This is a genomic window from Mycobacterium sp. AT1 (assembly GCF_002043095.1).
GTDB lineage: Bacteria > Actinomycetota > Actinomycetes > Mycobacteriales > Mycobacteriaceae > Mycobacterium.
Genome location: NZ_MVOC01000035.1, coordinates 186,153 through 204,544, shown reverse-complemented (window position 1 = coordinate 204,544; position 18,392 = coordinate 186,153). Strand labels below are relative to the sequence as shown.

At 67.2% G+C, this 18,392-nt stretch carries 18 protein-coding genes and 1 pseudogene; 17 read left to right on the top strand and 2 right to left on the bottom strand.

What is annotated here, in order from left to right:
• A pseudogene (locus tag B1790_RS16885) lies at positions 1–203 on the bottom strand (HNH endonuclease); the annotation flags it as partial.
• Positions 204–320: 117 nt separating this feature from the next.
• Positions 321–1,229: an IclR family transcriptional regulator gene (locus B1790_RS16880; protein WP_079924410.1), complete on the bottom strand. Its 909-nt coding sequence runs from the start codon at positions 1,227–1,229 to the stop codon at positions 321–323.
• A gap of 131 nt (positions 1,230–1,360) precedes the next feature.
• On the opposite strand from B1790_RS16880, the gene B1790_RS16875 reads away from it, so the two are divergent.
• The 17 genes from B1790_RS16875 (at position 1,361) to B1790_RS16795 (ending at position 18,390) form a co-directional block, all read left to right on the top strand.
• The gene (locus B1790_RS16875) at positions 1,361–2,488 is read left to right on the top strand and encodes a hypothetical protein (RefSeq protein WP_079924409.1); all 1,128 of its coding nucleotides are present in this window, start codon (positions 1,361–1,363) and stop codon (positions 2,486–2,488) included.
• A 3-nt stretch (positions 2,489–2,491) separates the two neighbouring features.
• Positions 2,492–3,274: an SDR family oxidoreductase gene (locus B1790_RS16870; RefSeq protein WP_079924408.1), complete on the top strand. Its 783-nt coding sequence runs from the start codon at positions 2,492–2,494 to the stop codon at positions 3,272–3,274.
• The gene (locus B1790_RS16865) at positions 3,271–4,410 is read left to right on the top strand and encodes a sulfotransferase (protein WP_079924407.1); all 1,140 of its coding nucleotides are present in this window, start codon (positions 3,271–3,273) and stop codon (positions 4,408–4,410) included. The genes B1790_RS16870 and B1790_RS16865 overlap by 4 nt, the downstream gene beginning before the upstream one ends.
• A gap of 60 nt (positions 4,411–4,470) precedes the next feature.
• A complete protein-coding gene (locus B1790_RS16860) occupies positions 4,471–4,914 on the top strand; it encodes a N,N-dimethylformamidase, small subunit (protein WP_233165156.1) in 444 nt (147 codons plus the stop codon).
• The gene (locus B1790_RS16855) at positions 4,911–7,313 is read left to right on the top strand and encodes a N,N-dimethylformamidase beta subunit family domain-containing protein (protein WP_142271344.1); all 2,403 of its coding nucleotides are present in this window, start codon (positions 4,911–4,913) and stop codon (positions 7,311–7,313) included. The genes B1790_RS16860 and B1790_RS16855 overlap by 4 nt, the downstream gene beginning before the upstream one ends.
• Positions 7,310–8,056, top strand: coding sequence for a hypothetical protein (locus tag B1790_RS16850; protein ID WP_079924406.1), 747 nt, complete (start codon positions 7,310–7,312; stop codon positions 8,054–8,056). The genes B1790_RS16855 and B1790_RS16850 overlap by 4 nt, the downstream gene beginning before the upstream one ends.
• A gap of 82 nt (positions 8,057–8,138) precedes the next feature.
• Positions 8,139–8,873: a response regulator transcription factor gene (locus B1790_RS16845; protein ID WP_079924405.1), complete on the top strand. Its 735-nt coding sequence runs from the start codon at positions 8,139–8,141 to the stop codon at positions 8,871–8,873.
• A 209-nt stretch (positions 8,874–9,082) separates the two neighbouring features.
• Positions 9,083–10,708, top strand: a complete 1,626-nt coding sequence (locus B1790_RS16840; RefSeq protein ID WP_233165155.1) for an ABC transporter substrate-binding protein — start codon at positions 9,083–9,085, stop codon at positions 10,706–10,708.
• Positions 10,705–11,664, top strand: coding sequence for an ABC transporter permease (locus B1790_RS16835; RefSeq protein WP_079924404.1), 960 nt, complete (start codon positions 10,705–10,707; stop codon positions 11,662–11,664). The genes B1790_RS16840 and B1790_RS16835 overlap by 4 nt, the downstream gene beginning before the upstream one ends.
• Complete coding sequence (locus tag B1790_RS16830) at positions 11,661–12,608, top strand: ABC transporter permease (RefSeq protein ID WP_079924403.1); 948 nt, start codon at positions 11,661–11,663, stop codon at positions 12,606–12,608. The genes B1790_RS16835 and B1790_RS16830 overlap by 4 nt, the downstream gene beginning before the upstream one ends.
• On the top strand, positions 12,608–13,492 hold the full coding sequence (locus tag B1790_RS16825) for an ABC transporter ATP-binding protein (protein WP_079924402.1): 885 nt from the start codon (positions 12,608–12,610) through the stop codon (positions 13,490–13,492). The genes B1790_RS16830 and B1790_RS16825 overlap by 1 nt, the downstream gene beginning before the upstream one ends.
• Complete coding sequence (locus B1790_RS16820; protein ID WP_079924401.1) at positions 13,482–14,291, top strand: dipeptide/oligopeptide/nickel ABC transporter ATP-binding protein; 810 nt, start codon at positions 13,482–13,484, stop codon at positions 14,289–14,291. Before B1790_RS16825 ends, B1790_RS16820 begins: the two co-directional genes overlap by 11 nt.
• A 17-nt stretch (positions 14,292–14,308) precedes the next feature.
• Entirely contained in the window at positions 14,309–15,640 is a 1,332-nt protein-coding gene (locus B1790_RS16815) for an amidase (RefSeq protein WP_079924436.1), read from the top strand.
• Between the two features lie 17 nt (positions 15,641–15,657).
• Positions 15,658–15,849 (top strand): hypothetical protein, encoded by a 192-nt coding sequence (locus B1790_RS16810; protein WP_079924400.1) that lies wholly within the window; start codon positions 15,658–15,660, stop codon positions 15,847–15,849.
• A 30-nt stretch (positions 15,850–15,879) separates the two neighbouring features.
• On the top strand, positions 15,880–17,286 hold the full coding sequence (locus tag B1790_RS16805) for an Asp-tRNA(Asn)/Glu-tRNA(Gln) amidotransferase GatCAB subunit A (RefSeq protein ID WP_079924399.1): 1,407 nt from the start codon (positions 15,880–15,882) through the stop codon (positions 17,284–17,286).
• Positions 17,286–17,744 (top strand): urease accessory protein UreE, encoded by a 459-nt coding sequence (locus tag B1790_RS16800; protein WP_079924398.1) that lies wholly within the window; start codon positions 17,286–17,288, stop codon positions 17,742–17,744. The genes B1790_RS16805 and B1790_RS16800 overlap by 1 nt, the downstream gene beginning before the upstream one ends.
• On the top strand, positions 17,737–18,390 hold the full coding sequence (locus tag B1790_RS16795) for an urease accessory protein UreF (protein ID WP_079924435.1): 654 nt from the start codon (positions 17,737–17,739) through the stop codon (positions 18,388–18,390). Before B1790_RS16800 ends, B1790_RS16795 begins: the two co-directional genes overlap by 8 nt.
• Positions 18,391–18,392 lie beyond the last annotated feature (2 nt).

Sequence of the window (18,392 nt, the reverse complement as noted above, 5' to 3'; positions counted from 1 at the left end):
CCGATGTGGGCTGAGACGGCGTCCCAGGTGTCGGTGCACCACAGGTCCCGCTCCGCAGACCCGTCGGCGGCATGGGCGGCCGCGAACATGCCGGCCATCGCCGCGACGCGGCGAGCGCAGGCGGCGGACTCCACCCGCGACCACGACTCCACCGCACCGGCACCCGAAGTGTCGGCAGCGGCGGTGGCCAATGACTCGAACATACATTCGAATCTACCCGTATACACCGACCCGATCCAGGGCGGAAGAGCCGGCCTGTGGATGAATCAACCGCCTGTGTACAACCCGCCGCCGGGACACGAAAATGTCAGTGACGCATGCTAATCGGACGCGACCACCCGACCACCGAGCTGAGCGGTGAGCACGCGAGCGCTGACCATCAGGCCCCGCGCCCGCTTGGCGATCTCGGCGTCGGTGAGTGCCCGTCCGATTTGCAGCGACATCACCATCGCCTGTCTGCGGTGGTGGTCGAAGACGGGCGCGGAGATGACGCTGATGTCGTGCCGCTTCTTGGACCGTCCCGGTCCCGCGGCGGACGCCTCGCTGCTCAGGTAGACCCGCTCGCCGACGTCGGAGATCATCTCGCCGAGTAGCGCGCGGAGTTCCTGCGGCAGCGTGCTCGACATGCCTGCCATCAGTGAGTATAGCCGACGGCCACTCGGGGTAAGTCGCTCGACGAGGTAACCCTCCCTGCGGCATTCCGCGACCACCCTGTCGAGCCGCTCGGAGTCGGTACGCAGGGGAATCGTCGGTTCCTTGGCCAACCAGTTCCGCAGCGCCTCGTCGTCCCACAGCACGAACATCAAGCCCACCGGCGGAGCGAACGGATAACTCTGGCCGACCCGGACTCCCACGTCTGCGCTCTGTGGGCCGACCAGTTCCAACAGGGTGATGCGGTCGTCGATCACCGCGGACAGGGCCGCGGTCGTGTCGTACGTCGCGGCGAGGCGTCCCAGTTCCTCACGCGCAGTGGGGCTGACGCGCATCGACTCCTGGGCGGTGTGCCCGAGCGAAATGAGCCGTGGCCCAAGGCGATACGTCTTGTCTCGGGCGTCGCGAATCAGGTAGTCCGACTCGGCCAGTGTGGTGAGGATGCCGAGGCAGGTCGGCTTGCTCAGCTCGACGCGACGCGCCAGATCGGAGAGGCCGAAGCGGTCGTGCGGATGCCGGGACAGGAAGTCCAGGATCGAGACGACGCGCTCGGTCGGCGGCGAGGCTCTGTCGGTCATGCCACCCCCGCCCTCTCGGCACGTTGACTCGAATTAGAACACGTTCTAGTGTCAGGTCGGTAAATGTACCAGTGCGGTCCAATATTGGACCAGCATGGGCACGGTTGGTTCACCGGGAGGCCGCAGTCCGCATGTACTCACAGCCATTGGCCGACGCCATCGCCGAGGCCGAGAAGCTCGTCGCCGCCGCACCATTCATCGAGTCCGAGGCCGACCTGCTCGAGGGGCTGCAGTACCTCGCCGGCTGTATCTCGGGCTGCACCCACGTCGCATTCGACTACGACCGTGACCACCCGTTCCTGCACAGCGGCACCGGGCCGTTCACCAAGATGGGCCTCGACAACCCCGACACCATGTACTTCGGCACGCGGGTCCAGCCCGGCCACGAGTACGTCGTCACCGGCACGCGTGGCACCACCACCGACGTCAGCTTCCAACTGTTGGGCGGTGAGTACACCGACGACAACGTGCCCGACAGCGAGACGGCCTTTGACGACCGCAAGCTCGACATCGCCGACGACGGCACGTTCGAATGGCGCTTCACGCCGGCGACGCCCGCGCAACTGGTGATCCGAGAGGTCTACAACGACTGGTCGGCTCAGCGCGGAACCTTCGCGATCGCCCGCGCCGACACCGAGGGCACTGCACCGCCGGCGTTGACACGAGAACTCATCGAGAAGCGTTATGCCGTCGCGGGCAAGCAACTGGTACAGCGCGTCAAGACGTGGCTGCAGTTTCCGCAGTGGTTCTACACCGACGCCCCTGTCAACACGATGGTCTCGCCGCGCCTGACCCCTGGTGGGCTGGCCACGCAGTACTCGTCGGCGGGGCAGTTCGACCTGGCCGAGGATCAGGCGCTCGTCATCACCCTGCCGGTCACCGACGCGCCCTATCTCGGCTTCCAGTTGGGCAGCCTCTGGTACATCTCGCTGGACTACATCCACCACCAGACCTCTCTGAACGGCACTCAGGCGCAGGCGGATCCGGACGGGATGATCCGCATCGTGGTCGCCGACCGCAACCCAGGGGTTACCAACTGGGTGGAGACGCTCGGTCATCGCAAGGGTTATCTGCAGTTCCGCTGGCAGCGGGTGTCCCGTGCGCTGACCGAGGCGGACGGCCCAACGGTCGAGCTGGTGAACGTCGACGACGTAGCCGGCTCGTTGCCGTATTACGAGTCCAACAAGATCTCCGACGACGACTGGCGAGCGCGGATAGCGTTACGACAGAAGCAAATTGGCGAGAGAATGGTGGGATAGCAGATGTCCGGACTTCTGGATGGCAAGGTCGTCGTCATCAGCGGCGTCGGCCCGGCGCTGGGAACGACACTCGCAAGGCGGTGCGCCGAGCAGGGTGCCGACCTGGTTCTCGCGGCGCGCACGGTGGAGCGCTTGGAGGGCGTCGCCAAGGAGGTCACCGATCTGGGCCGCAGAGCCCTTTCGGTGGGCACCGACATCACCGACGAGGCCCAAGTGAACAACCTCGTCGAGGAGTCGCTCAAGGCCTTCGGCAAGGTGGATGTGTTGGTGAACAACGCATTTCGGGTGCCCTCGATGAGGCCGCTGGCCAACACCACCTTCGAACACATGCGGGACGCGATCGAGCTGACGGTGTTCGGCGCGCTGCGCATGATCCAGGGCTTCACGCCCGCGCTGGCCGAGGCGAACGGTTCGATCGTCAACGTGAACTCGATGGTGGTCCGCCATTCGCAGGCCAAGTACGGGGCGTACAAGATGGCGAAGTCGGCGCTGCTGGCGATGTCGCAGTCCCTCGCGACCGAGCTCGGCGAAGAGGGCATTCGCGTCAATTCCATTCTGCCCGGCTATATCTGGGGCGGAACGTTGAAGAGCTACTTCGAACATCAGGCGGGCAAGTACGGCACCTCCGTCGACGACATCTACAAGGCCGCCGCGGTCAACAGCGACCTGAAGCGGCTGCCCACCGAGGACGAGGTCGCTTCGGCGATCCTGTTCATGGCCAGCGATCTGTCCAGCGGCATCACCGGCCAGGCCTTGGACGTCAACTGCGGGGAGTACAAGGCATGAGGACGAACGTCGGGACCGTCGACGACCTGCACACGTCGGCGACGAAGGCGTGTGGGCTCGACGACTTCGGCGTCGACGACGACAACTACCGCGAGGCTCTCGGGGTGCTGCTGGATTCGTTCAGCCGGGATGCGCAGCTCACCGAGTTCGGCAGCAAGATGCAGAGGTTCTTCGTCCGCAACGCCCTGGTGGCCCGGCTGGTGTCCGAGGCGGCGTTCAAGCAGTACCCGCAGCACGTGGACGTGCCGATCGAGCGGCCGATCTTCGTGACCGGTCTGCCGCGCACCGGAACCACCGCCATCCATCGGCTGCTCACCGCCGACCCCGCCCACCAGGGTCTCGAGCTGTGGCTGGCGGAGTTCCCGCAGCCGCGGCCGCCGCGCGAAACCTGGTCGCAGAACCCGGTCTTCCAGCAGATCGACGCGCAGTTCAGTAAGGCTCACGAGGACAACCCCGACTACACCGGGCTGCACTACATGACCGCCGACGAGGTGGAGGAGTGCTGGCAATTGCTGCGCCAGTCACTGCACTCGGTGTCCTACGAGACTCTCGCGCACGTGCCGACGTACTCGCAGTGGCTCTCGCAGCAGGACTGGACCAAGCCCTATCAACGCCATCGCAGGAATCTCCAGCTGATCGGGCTCCACGAGCCCGAGAAGCGTTGGGTGCTCAAGAATCCCAGTCACTTGTTCGCCCTCGACGCGTTGTTCGCGACGTACCCCGACGCGTTGGTGGTGCAGTGTCACCGTCCCGCGGAGACCATCATGGCGTCGATGTGCTCGTTGGCTCAGCACACCACCGAGGGGTGGTCGAACGTCTTCACCGGTGACGTCATCGGGCGGGACTCGTTGGAGACGTGGTCACGCGGTCTCGAGTTGTTCAACGCCGAACGGGCGAAGCACGACCCGGCGCAGTTCTACGATCTGGACTACTTCGAGTTCATCAAGGACCCGATCTCGGTCGTCGAGAAGATCTACCAGCAGTTCGGCATCGACTTCACCGATGCCGCCAGGGAGTCCATGACGACGATGCACGCCGAGAGCCAGAAGGGTCCGCGGGCGCCCAAGCACACCTATGCGCTCGCCGACTACGGACTGACCGACGAAGAGGTCAAGGAGCGCTTCGCGGGGTTGTAGCCCGAAATATCCGTCATTCACACGATGGTCGTGCGTCGTCGCGCGCCCTAGCGTTGGTGCATGATCCCCATCCCCGGAGACGATGCCACCCGACGACGGATGCTCGACGAGGTTCAGGCGAGCGTCGACGACATGCGCGGGGTGGCCGGATTCTCCGTATTGCGCACCGAGGCCCCGGGTAGCGCGATTGGTGTGCACGGCGGCATTCAGGACGACGTCGTCCTCGACAAGGTTCTGACCAGGATGCGAATGCAGCCGACCGGCGCGTTCGGCGGCAAGCTCGTCATCGTCTGCACGGAGCTCGAACGAGAATGGCGCATTGCGCGGTTGTCCGGCATCCGTGGCGTGCCGCCCACCTTCGCCGACGACCGCGTCTTCACCGGCGAGCAGGACGCCCAGGCAGCGATTCTCGAGATGCGATTCGACCAGTACCCCGCCGAGGACGGCATGCCCGAGCACTGCACGCCGGCGTGGAAGTCGCGTGGGGAGAACTGGGGCGCATGACCTACCCGACGATGCTGCGACTGACCGGATATGGCAGCAAGTGGTCTGTCGAGCAGGGGGACTCGGTCGACCTCCACGTCAGCTGCGACGGTCCGGCGACGTACCGCGCCGAGTTGGTGCAGCTGATCCACGGGGACACGCACCCCACCGGGCCCGGATTCAAGGAGCGAGCCGTCGAATCCGCGGCCAACGGCACGTACCCCGGACGGGCACAGGCGATCCATGCCGGCAGCTACGCGATGGTGACGGACCGTCGTCCACTGCGCGTCGACGGTTTCACGCTGCAGTGCTGGATTTGGCCGACGATGCCCACCAAGGTGGACGGCTATTGGGCGCCCGGTCCGCAGACCATCATGGGCAAGTGGGCTGACGGCGTGGGGTATGGCCTGTTCCTCGACACCGAGGGGCGGGTGAGCCTGCGCGTCGACGGACACACGCTGACGGCCACCCATCCCACGCGCGACCGCGCCTGGCACTTCGTCGCCGCCACCTACGACGCCGAGACCGGCAGGGCCGTGCTGTACTGCGAACCTCAGATCCGGTACGCGCTCGATCCGGCGCCCGAACCCGTGGAGGCGACGTTCCCCGCTCCCACTCACACCGCGGTGCCGTTCACCTTCGCCGCTCATCCCCGCGACGTGCGGCCGGACCAGACGTCGCTCGAACCGGGTGGCTGGATCATGACCGAGCACTACAACGGCAAGATCGACGCCGCGAGGCTGTGTTCGAGAGCGCTCACCCGGCTCGAGGTCGAGACCATGAAACTCGGCGCCGCGCCGGGCATGGACGAGCGGCGCAGCATCGGTCCGTCCGCGGATCTCGGTGCGGCCGTGGTTGCTTCGTGGGACTTCAGCCTGGGCATCCCGACCCGCACGGTCGTCGACCGCGGCCCGTACCGTCTCGACGGCGAACTCGTCGGCGCCCCAGCCCGGGGGATGACGGGACACAACTGGAGCGGCGCGCACACGCAATGGAGTGTGGCCCCGTACGAGTACGGTGCCATTCACTTCCATGACGACGACGTCGACGACGCCCGCTGGCACGTCGACTTCACGGTCACGGTGCCCGAGCACCTGCCATCGGCCGTCTACGCGATGAAGCTGACGACGACCGACGGCGACGAGGACTACGTCCCGTTCATCGTGCGTCCCCCGGTGGACCAACCTCGGGCCAAGATAGCCGTCGTCATGTCGACGATCGACTACATGGCATACGCCAACGAGCACCAGGCGAGCAACTTCGGCAGCCTCGAGGCACTGGTCTACCGGACGCCGATCATGGCGCCCGCCAACGTGTTCCTGAGCGTGCACCGCGAGTACGGGTACTCGATGTACGACACCCACGGCGACGGCTCCGGCGTGCACGTCTCGTCGCGCTTGCGGCCGGTGCTGAACTTCCGGCCGAAGTGCGACTCCGTCATCACGCAGGCCCCGTGGCAGTTCAACGCCGACCTGCACCTGATCGACTGGCTCACCGAAATGGGCTACGAGTTCGACGTCATCACCGACGAGGACGTCAGCTACGACGGCCTGGAACGCATCGAGGGCTACAACGTCCTGCTGACCGGATCGCACCCCGAGCACAAGGACGGCCCCTACCTCGACGCCATCCACGCGTACAAGGAGCGTGGGGGTCGACTGATGTACCTGGGCGGCGACGGCTTCTACTGGCGGCACACCTTCCATCCCGGCTACGGCAGGGGTGAGGTGACCGAGATGCGGCGCTGCGAGTCGGGCATCCGGCCCTGGCAGGCGCAACCCGGCGAGTACCACCACCAGAGCGACGGCCGGCTCGGTGGCATGTGGCGGTTTCTCGGCCGCGACATGGCGGCAGTTAGCGGAACGTCCATGGTGGCACAGGGTTTCGACGTGTCGACGTACTTCAAGCGCACCCCGGAGAGCCTCGAACCCCGTGTGGCATGGGCCTTCGAGGGCATCGACTACGACGAGCGCCTCGGTGACTTCGGTCTCGTTGGGGGCGGTGCCGCCGGCGCCGAACTCGACCACGTCGACACCACGCTGGGTTCGCCGCCGCACACGATGCTGGTCGCCACGTCGGCGGGACTGCACACCGACGCCTATCTGACCGTCACCGAGCTGATCCTCACCAACGCCCCGGGCTTGACCGGGACGCAGCACCCGAGGATCCGTGCCGACATGGCCTTCCACGAGACGCCGAACGGTGGCGGCGTGTGGTCGTTCAGCTCGATCTCGTACTGCGGCAGCCTCTCTCACAACGGCTACCGCAACAACATCTCGAAGCTGACCGCGAACGTCTTGGACCACTTCGCCGTCGACGGGCCGCTGCCGCAACCCGATCCCGCCGAGGTGCGGCCCCGGGGCAGGTTCGACTCGACTCCCGCGCTCAACTACCACCTGCCGGAGGACGTCGTCCCGTGACGGCGGCCCGACGGCCCAACCTGCTGGCACCGTCGCCCAGCGGCAGGCACCCGTCGGCCGACACCCGTGATTGGACCGACACGTGGGTGTGCGTGGGCGTCGCCGAGCAGTTGACCGGACTGGGCGCGGTGCTACCCGCGACGATCGGCTATCACGCCGTCCACGTGCGGCGGACCGCCGCCGGTCTGGTCGCGGCGGTGAACGCACGGCCGTTCGGTGGATGCGCGTCGATCCCCGTGCACTGCGGAAGCACCCGCAACGTCAAGTGCCCTCATCTGGCCTGTGCCTTCAGCGCCGACGGTGGGATACTCGACGACACCAACGATCCGGTCGGCCGGCAGCGCGCCGAGTTCGTCGGCGACGGTCGGCGCACCGTCGTTCTGCCTCTGCTGCAGTGGAGTTCGCTGCTGTTCACCACCGTGACGCTGACGTCGGCGCCTCCGCACCCGTTGGAGGCGGTGCCCGCCCCACTCCCCGCGACCGCGGTCGGGAGCGCGGTGCTGCCGGGCAATTGGCTGACCACGCCGCCGCGGGTCGCGTCGGCTGTGGTCGACGCAATCGGCGGCGACGTCGTCGACGTGGCGCCGAACCTCTCCCTGATCCAGCACGGTCACCGTCGCGCGCTCGCGGTGTTCAGCATGCCGGCGGGACAGAACCGCAGCACGGTGTCGTGGGCACACCTTGGCCCGGCGCCAGCGCTCGACGTGGCCGCGATGCTGTGGGGCACGTCACCCACGTCTTAACGAAGCGGAAACAGGCCCTGAACCTCAGCGTCGCCCGCGCTTGGTGAACTGTCAGGGACGACCCCCGCGGACGGAGAACGACGTGACGACCCTCGACGAAACGCGTGACATCGCGTCGATCGCGGCCGACATGGGCTCCAACGACACCTCGGTGCGGGTCCGTGGGGCCGTCGACTTCCTGCGCGTCGAGGCACGATGCGACACGTTCCTGCTCGCCTACAAGACGCCAGGCACGAAGGGTTTCAGCCTCGTCAAGTCCGTCGGGTACTCGGATGCGGTGGCCGGATACCTGTCGTCGGACATCCAGGCAAAGCCCGAATTCGTGCGCCAGTTCTCCGATTACAGCCGGATCTGGGACTGGGAGGACGTGCCGGAGTTCGCGGAGTCATACAGCGGTGCCTCGGTGCTTCGCCCGGAGGGCTTCACCAACGGCTTCCTGATGGTGCTGCACGACGACGCGGGTGACATCGTCGGCATGTGCCAGGGCAACATGGCCTCACCCGAGTTCACGGACCGCAGTCGCAGCATCGTGGAGGGTGGGCGTCCGCTGTTCACCAAGTACGTCGACCGGATGCGGGCCAAGGCGTGCGCCCGGCTCACGCCCCGTGAGCAAGAGATCCTCGCTCTGTTGCGGGGCGGCCTGTCCAACGGCGAGATCAGCCAGCGACTCTTCCTGTCACCACGTACCGTCGGCACGCACGTCGAGCGCGTGCTGCGAAAGCTCGGCGTGGCGAACCGCGTCGCCGCCGCCGTGCACGCAACGGAATTCGAGCTAGTGAACCCGGCAGTCGCGCCTAGCCGCGCTGCCGGCTTCTGACTCACGCGCCGTCCCCGGTGGGTCACCTGGCGGTCTGTCATGCGCAAAGCGATTGCGATGCAGATCAATTGAAGTAGAACCCAGATATACGTCGGATGACGGATACCGCCGTCGACATCCTCTACCTACGGTGGTGGTAGGCATTTCCGGACATCATCGCGCGCCGTGGCGCGGTGTGGGACGGTCTCCAACACCCGGAGGATCCACGGATGATTCAGATCCCACCGCTGCTGCGGCGCAACATCTTTCGACTGCTCTCGCTGCTCGCCGTCGTCCTGCTGGGCGTCGTTGCGATGGCCGGCTGCTCGCGGGGGCCAGTACGCACGGGCAACGTCTTCGTCGTCGCCATCGAGTCCGAGGCCGACGTGCTCGACCCACAGGTCGCCGGTGGGTGGGTGTCATGGCGCATCAACCGGCAGATGTTCGAACCCCTCGTCGACGAGGACCTGTCGATCCCGTCATCGGAAGCCCGCGTACCGCCGCTGCGTCCTGGCCTTGCCGAATCGTGGGACGTCTCCAAGGACGGTCTGGACTACACCTTCCACATCCGGCGCAACGTCCGCTTCCACGACGGCACGCCACTCGACGCGCGGGCCGTCGAGTACAACATCCGCCGCATGTGGGACAAGGGTTCGCCAATGTACTCGGCACGTGCCGCAGGCCAAACGAACTTCGTGTGGAAGTTCGTCGACTCCGTCCGGACGGTGGACGATCACACGGTCAAAGTCCATCTGAAGCAACCATTCTCGGAATTCCTGCGCATGTTGAGCCAGGGCGGCAACGGGTCGACGGCCATCATGAGCCCCACTGCGCTGCAGAAGTACGGCGAGGACATCGGCGATCACCCGGTGGGTACCGGGCCGTTCATGTTCAAGCAGCGGATTCGCGGTGAGCGCATCGACCTCGTCCGCAACCCCGACTACTGGGGCCCCAAGCCGCAGATCGACGGTGTGGTCTTCCGGCCGCTGCCCGACGCGTCTGCGCGCACCGCGGCGCTGCGGTCCGGCACCGTCGACATGATCGCCGTACCCAACCCCGACAGCATCGACAACCTGGTCTCCGAGGGATATCAACTGTCCGAGGGCATTCCGCCGCACAGCTGGTACCTGTCGTTCAACATGCGCAACCGGTTCACGTCGATCCCGCAGGTGCGTCAAGCCATCAACCTGGCCGTCGACCGCGAGGGGATGGCGCGTGACTTGTTGCGTGGTTCGGTTACTCCCGCCTATGGCGTGCAGGCACTGTCCGCGGGCGGATACGTCGAACGGCGCGACGCCTACGAGCGCAACCTCGACGAGGCCCGCAGGCTGCTCGCGTCGGTCGGCCTGCAGGACGGATTCGACACGACGCTGATCACCTCGACCGACGGTTCCGGCCAGATCATGCCGGCACAGATGGCCGAGTTCCTCCAACAGAACCTCGCCTCCATCGGCGTACGGGTCAACATCCAGACCCAGGAATGGATTTCGTACCTCGGGGTGTGGGCACGGGGCATGGCCGACGACGTCGGGATGGCGCAGATGTCGTGGGGGATGACGAGCCCTTACTGGCTGTACATCGCCACGTCGTCGGAGTTGCAGGCGCCCAACGGTCCGAACGTCGGCTATTACAGCAACCCCAAGCTCGACGCGGCGATGAACAAGGCGATCACCGCGCTCGACCCGGCCGAGGCCGACCGCTGGTGGCGGACGGCCAACAACATCGTCACCGACGACGGAGCGCTGGCCCCGATCGTCAACGACAAGGCGCCCTACGTACTCGCCCCCTACGTGAAGGGCTTCGTGTCCGCCAGCGAGGAGTGGTACGACCTGACGACGGTGAGGCTCGAACAATGACACGTGTCATCGGAAGCCGCTTGTTCTCAACGGCTCTCGTACTCTTTGGCGTCAGCCTGGTGGTGTTCCTGCTACTGCAGCTGGTGCCGGGCGATCCCGCGGTGACGATCCTCGGCTCCGGAGCGACGGCAAGCGCGGTCGCCGAACTCCGGTCGGAGCTGGGCCTGGACCGAGCCCTGCCCATCCAGTTCTTCGACTACCTCGGCGGACTGCTGCAGGGTGACCTCGGCCGGTCGTTGACCGTCAACGCGCCCGTCACCGACATCATGGTGCCGCGCTTCCTCAACACGATGATCCTGACGGGCGCCGCCCTGCTGCTGTGCGTCGTGATCGCGGTGCCGCTGGGTGTGATCGCGGCGCACAAGCAGTACAGCCTGTTCGACCGCATGTCCATGGTGATCTCGATGGCCGGTGCGAGTGTTCCGGTGTACTGGTTCGGCCTCCTGCTCATAGGCGTATTTGCGATCACGCTTGGTTGGCTTCCGACGTCGGGCATGTACGACCCCCGGTTCCCTGGCGGCGTCGGCGACCTGCTGGCACATCTCGTCCTGCCCGCCATCGCAGCGGCCCTGGTGCCACTCGCGGTCATCGCTCGCATGACCCGCAGTGTCATGATCGACATCCTCGCCCAGGACTACATCCGCACGCTGCGCGCATCGGGGTTGTCCACCAGTTCGGTGCTGTGGCGGCACGCGCTTCGCAACGCGCTTCCGCCGATCGTCAACATCACCGGCCTGCAGGTGGGTTATCTCCTCGGTGGAGTGGTCTTCGTCGAAGTGGTCTTCGGGTGGCCAGGTCTTGGCCAGCAGCTCTACACGTCGATCACGCAGCGTGACATCCCCGTCGTCCAGGCCGGTGTCCTGTTCATCGCGCTGGCGTTCGTGATCATCAACCTCGTCGCCGACATGGCCGTCGGCCTACTCGATCCCCGAACGAGAAGGGCAGTCGGAGTATGAGTGCACTCACCGAAGCCGTTGGCACGGGCCGATCCTTGATCGGCACGCGACGGACGCCTGCGGGCGGGCACGCACGGGCGAAGGCCGAGGCGTCGAAGCCGGCGTGGCGCCTCGCGGTGCGCGCGTTCAGCCGCGACAGGATGGCGGTGCTGTCGCTCGTCGTCCTCGTCGTCGTGGCGCTCGCGGCGATCTTCGCGCCGCTGCTGACCAGTTACAGCCCCGTGGCTGGTGATCCGGTGAACCGGCTCGCGGGGGTCGGCACCGATGGGCACTTCCTCGGCCTCGACGGTCAAGGCCGAGACATCTGGGCACGCCTGCTCTACGGCGGCCGGAATTCGTTGCTGGTGGCCGTGATTCCCGTGCTGGTGGTGTTTCCCCTGGCATTGATGATCGGCTTGTTCGCCGGCTTCCGGCGCAGCCGCGCTGGCGAGGTGACGATGCGCGTGCTCGACGTTCTGTTCGCCTTCCCCCTCGTGCTGCTGGCGATCGCGCTGTCGGCCGTGCTCGGCGCCGGGCTCGGCAACGTGATGCTCGCGATCGGCATCACGCTGGTGCCGTACATGGCGCGCGTCGCCTACACCGCGACGGTGCAGGAATCGTCGAAGGACTACGTGGAAGCGGCGCGCGCGTACGGGGCCAACCCGTTGCTGCTCATGTTCCGTGAGCTGATGCCGAACGTCGTCGTCCAGTTGTTGGTGTACGCGACGACGCTGTGCGGGTTGATGATCGTCGTCGCGTCCGGCCTGAGTTTCCTTGGCGTCGGGGTCATTCCGCCCACGCCGGACTGGGGCATCATGACCGCCGACGGCAAGAACGTCCTCCTCGAGGGCATCTACCACGTGGCCACCATCCCGGGATTGCTGATCCTCGTCGTCTCGCTGGCGTTCAGCCTGGTCGGTGACGGGATCCGCGACGCCCTCGACCCCAGGAAGCAGACCAGCTGATGAACGACGCACTGGCACTGGAAGTAAAGAACCTGTCCGTGGACTTTCACACCGACGGCGGCGTCGTCCACGCCGTCAAGGGAGCCGACATCTCGGTCCGCGAGGGGGCAATCCTCGGACTGGTCGGCGAATCGGGCTCAGGCAAGTCGGTGACGTCGCTGGCCGTCCTGCGCCTGCTCGGGACGCCGCGGGCGAAGATCACCGGCGGTGAGATCCTCTTCCGCGGTGAGAACTTGCTCGACAAGACCGAGAAGGAGATGTGTGCCATTCGTGGTCCGCACATCGGGATGGTGTCGCAGAACGCCTTGTCGGCACTTGATCCGTCGTTCACGATCGGTGCGCAACTGGTCGAGGTGATCAGGCTGCATCAGGGCGTCGACAAGGCGACGGCTCGGGTCAAGGCCCTCGAGGCGCTCGACCTCGTCGCGCTTCCGGACTCGAAGCGCCGGATGAAGGCCTACCCACACGAGCTGTCGGGAGGTCAACGCCAACGCGTCGTGATCGCGATCGCGCTGTCGTGCCGGCCCGAACTGCTCCTCGCCGACGAGCCGACAACCGCCCTCGACGCGACGGTCCAAAAGCAGATCCTGGATCTGCTGCTCGACATCAACGCCGAGCTCGGGACGTCGATCCTGTTGGTGACGCACGACTTTGGTGTCGTCGCCCATGTCTGCACCGACGTCACCGTGATGCGGCGCGGCGACGTGCTCGAGTCCGGGACCGTCGAGCGGGTGCTCACCCGGCCCCAGCACCCCTATACGCAGGGCTTGATGCGGGCGGTACCGCACCTACGTCTAGACGAGGCCACCCGCGCCGTGCCACGGGCCGATCGCAGGCTCTTCGAGTTCCGGACCGAGGAGAAGGAGGCCGTCGATGTCGCCTAGGGGACCACTGATCTCGGTGACCGACCTGAGGAAGGTGTTCGGTGTGCGGGACGAGAATGGCAAGCGCGCCGACTTCGTCGCCGTCGACGACGTCAGCTTCGACGTGAATCGCGGCGAAACCTTTGGCCTGATCGGCGAATCCGGGTCGGGCAAGACGACGACCGGCCGGATGGTTCTCGGCCTCGAGAGGGCCACGTCGGGATCGGTGACCTACGAGGGCAACGAACTCGTCGGACTCTCCGATCTGGACCTGCGCCGGTACCGCAAGCACGTCCAGATCGTGTTCCAGGACTCGGGTTCGGCGTTCAACCCGCGGCGCAGCGTCGGTGCGCAGATCGCCTACCCGCTCACCCTGTACCGCATGGCCAGCCGGGCGGAGGCCCGCGCGAAGGTGCTCGACCTCCTCGACCGGGTGGGGCTGCTGCCGTCGCACTACGACCGCTACGTGCACGAGTTCTCCGGCGGCCAGCGCCAGCGGCTCGGCATCGCCCGCGCCCTGGTGACCGATCCGGACTTCATCGTGCTCGACGAACCGACGGCCGCGCTCGACGTGTCGGTGCAAGCGCAAATCCTCAACCTGCTCAAGGACTTACAGCGCGAGCGCGAGCTGACGATGCTGCTGATCACGCACAACCTCGCGCTGGTCGAGCACATGTGCGAGCACGCAGGCGTGCTCGACCACGGCAAGCTCGTCGAATCGGGCCCAGTCGACGACCTGCTGACCAATCCGGCGACCGACATCACCCGCAAGCTCGTCGACGCCGTCCTCGAGCCGGAACTCTCGGCAGCACACGGATAGGAGCGCTAGTGACCGAAATGCTGACCCACGCCACCGGACTGGTCGGCGCCGCGCTGGCCAGGATCAGCGAAACCGAAGACCGGATCCAGGCGTTCGCCGCGGTGTTCGCCGACGAGGCACTCGCCACCGCCAAGCAGCAGGACGAATCCGACGGGCCCGCCGGTGCGCTGACGGGAATCCCGTTGGTGGTCAAGGACATCTACGACGTCGGCGGCTACCGCACCGGCAACGGCTCGCTCGGCGCGCCCGAGCGGGTCGCCGCCGTTGACTCCGAAGCCGTGCGCAGGCTGCGGGCCGCGGGGGCGATCGTCGTCGGCAAGACCACCACGCACGAGTACGCCTACGGCGTGAACACCCCGCCGACACGAAATCCCTGGTCCACCGACCGCATTCCCGGCGGTTCCAGCGGAGGCACCGGCGCCGCGATCGCCGCGGGCGTCGTCGCCGCCGGACTCGGAACCGACACGGGCGGGTCGATCCGGATCCCCGCCGCCCTGTGCGGCGTCACCGGGCACAAGCCCACGTTTGGCATGGTGAGCAGACGTGGGGTGAGCGCGCTGAGTTCGACGCTCGACCACGCCGGACCGCTCGGGCGCACGGTCACCGACACCGTCGCGCTGCTCGAGGTCATCGCGGGTCACGACCCGCAGGACCCGTTCAGCAGCACCGCGCCGGTCGGTGACCTGCGTGCCGAATTCGGCAGGGGGCTGACCGGTCTGACGGTCGGTGTCGCCGAGACGTTCTTCTGCGACCGGCTCACCGACGACGTGGCCACGGTGTTCGAGTCGGCGGTGCGGATGCTCGAAGGCGCCGGGGCGACCATCCGGCGCGTCGAGTTCGCCGACGTCGAGCTGAGTTCGGACGTCGTCAAGGTCGTGTGCGGTGTGGAGGCCACTGCCTGGCACGACATGCAGGTCGGGACGAACCCCGACGCGTTCGGTCCCGACGTCGTCGACGCGCTGGCGGTTGGACGGGCGTACAGCGGCGTCGACTACCTCGCCGCCCTCCGCGCCCGTGCCGCGGTGATCGCAGGCATGAACGCGTTGTTCGCCTCCGGTGTCGACCTCCTGGTGTCGCCGACCATCCCGATGACCGCGCCCCAGTACGGCGCCACCGAGGTGTCGTTCGGCGGTGAGACGACACCGATCCTGTGGGCCGTCAACGCACTCACCGTGCCGGCCAACGTCACCGGGATGCCCGCGCTCACGGTGCCCGCGGGGTTCGGCACCGACGGGCTGCCGATCGGTCTGCAATTGATGGGCAGGCCGGGTGCCGATGCCACCGTGCTCGGCGCCGGACACGCCTTCGAGGGACTCGCCGGAGTCGTCGACCTACCCCTTCCACTCTGACAGATGAGGAGATTCGCATGACCGACCACGTGCCAACCAAGGACGACGTCGCCGCTGTGTTCGCGTTCGCCGGACTGACGGTGACACCCGAGCGGGTGGCCGAGCACTACGAGACGTACGCGACGACGCTCGCGCTGATTCGCCAGGCGTCCCCGACCGGACTCGGCGAGACGGTGCCCGCCGTGGCCTTCTCGGCCAACTGGGACTGACCAGCCCCACCACCAGGAGGAGGACATCACATGGAACTCTATGAACTGCCGTTGCTCGACGTCGCGGAGAAGATCCGCTCCCGTGAGGTGTCGCCGGTCGAGGTCACCCAGTCGGCGTTGGATCGCCTCGACGAGGTCGAACCGCTGCTGGGTGCGTTCGTCACCGTCACCGGCGATCTCGCCCTCGAACAGGCCAAGGCCGCCGAGAAGGAGATCGGTGACGGCATCTATCGCGGCCCACTGCACGGTATTCCGTTGGGAGTCAAGGACCTCTACGACACCGCGGGAGTCGCGACGACGTCGAGCTCGGGACAGCGGACCGACTTCGTCCCCTCCGTCGACTGCGCCGCCGTTGCCAAGTTGTACGACGCGGGAATGATTCTGATTGGCAAGACGCACACTCACGAATTCGCGTACGGTGCAACCACTCCCACGACCGGGAACCCCTGGGCTCCCGACCGCACTCCCGGCGGGTCGAGCGGTGGATCGGGCGCCGCCGTGGGGGCCGGTGTGGTGCACGTGGCACTCGGCAGCGACACCGGCGGATCCATCCGCATCCCTGCCGCCCTGTGCGGCACCGTCGGACTCAAGCCCACCTTCGGACGGGCCTCCCGTGTTGGCGTCGCATCGCTGTCGTGGTCGCTCGACCACGTAGGACCGTTGAGCCGCAACGTGGTCGACGCCGCGTTGACGATGGCGGCGATGTCCGGCTACGATCGCCGAGACCCAGGCACGGTGAACGTTCCGGTTCCGGACATGGTCTCCGGCATCGACGCCGGCGTCGCGGGAACCCGCATCGGCATCCCCACCAACTACTACACCGAGCGACTCGACCCCGAGGCCGCCGCGGCGGCAGCGTCGGCGGCAGCCACCCTCGAGGGTCTGGGCGCCACGCTCGTCGAGGTGGACGTTCCGCTGCCGGAGCACATCATCCCCACCGAGTGGGCCATCATGATGCCCGAGGCCGCCGCGTATCACCAGGACTACCTGCGCAATTCGCCGGAGAAGTTCACCGACGAGGTGCGTACCCTGCTCGAGATCGGCGCCGCGCAGCTCGCCACCGACTACGTCAACGCCCTGCGGCTGCGGACGCTGATCCAGGCGGCGTGGAGGGACATGTTCTCGTCGGTCGACGTCCTGCTCGCACCGACGCTCGTCGCGCCCGCGACGCTGCGGTCCGACCCGTTCGTCACCTGGCCCGACGGCGAGGTCGAAGCCGCGACCGCCGCCTACGTGCGGTACTCGGCGCCCGCCAACGTCACCGGCCTGCCCTCGCTGTCGGTGCCCGCCGGGTTCACCGATTCTGGTCTGCCGCTTGGCGTGCAGATCATCGGAAAGCCGTTCGCGGAGCCCGAGATACTGCGGGTCGGTCGCTCACTGGAGGCCAACACCGACGTCGTCGGAAAGATCGCGGCGGTCACGTCCAAGGCCGTGTAGTGCCGGTTCCCTTCGTCGTCGAGGCGATCGCGGGGTGGGACGACGACCCTGCGATCGCGGCGCGGTTGCACGTGCTGGCGCACCGGAATGCCGTCGAGTACGTACACCTGGCAATCGCCGACCTCGACCGCGGCCGGCTGCGCGTGACGTCCGACGCCGGCGTCGACTACGCCGTGGCGCTGCCCCGTGGCACGGGTCTGACCGACGGCGCGGTCCTCGTCCTCGACGACGACCGTGCGGTGGTCGTCAGGGCCGGCGCCGCACGGACGCTCACCCTGCGGGCCGTCGACGCCGCCGCGGCGCTGCGGCTGGGCTTCCTCGCAGGCCACCTGCACTGGAAGGTCGACCAGCTCGACGACCGGTTGCTCGTGCACCTGCAGGGCCCGGAGGCCGACTACACCGCGCGCATCACAGAACTGCTCGCCAGTGGACGCGTCGAGCGGTGCGACGGTGGATAGTTCGCAGCTGATCGCCGCAATCCGGTTCGCCGACAGTGCCTTTCCCTCGGGTGGGTTCGCGTTCTCGTCGGGGCTGGAGGGTGCCCATCGCGACGGCCTGGTGCTCGACGACGCCGACGTCACCGCGTTCGTGGTCGAACAACTCGACGGCCGGTGGCACCGCGGTGACCGCGTGATCCTGCGTCGCGCCTGGGCGGCCGCGGATCCGGCCGACGCCGACGACCTTGCCGAGGCATCGGCCACGATGTCGGTGCTCCGGGAGGCGTCGCGGCGCGCCGGCGCGGCGACCCTTGCCACGTTCGCGGCGTTCACCGACGGCGTCGCCGGCTATCGCGCCAGGGTGCTGACTGGCGAGGTGCCGGGACACCTGCCGGTGGCTCAGGCGCTGTGCCTGCGTGCCTCGGGGTTGACGCGCGACACGGCGGAGGCCGTCACCGCGTGGCAGGTGATCGCCGGAATCACCGGGGCGGCAGTGCGGCTGGGGATCTGCGGGCACCTTGGCGCCCAACGCATCCACGCCGACCTGACGCCGATGCTAGTGGACGTCCTCCGGCGCGAGCCGCCCTCGATGCCTGCACCGTTCACGGCGTTCGCCGACATCGCCGCGCAGCGCCGCACCTCCGGCGTGCGCATGTTTGCGAGTTGACC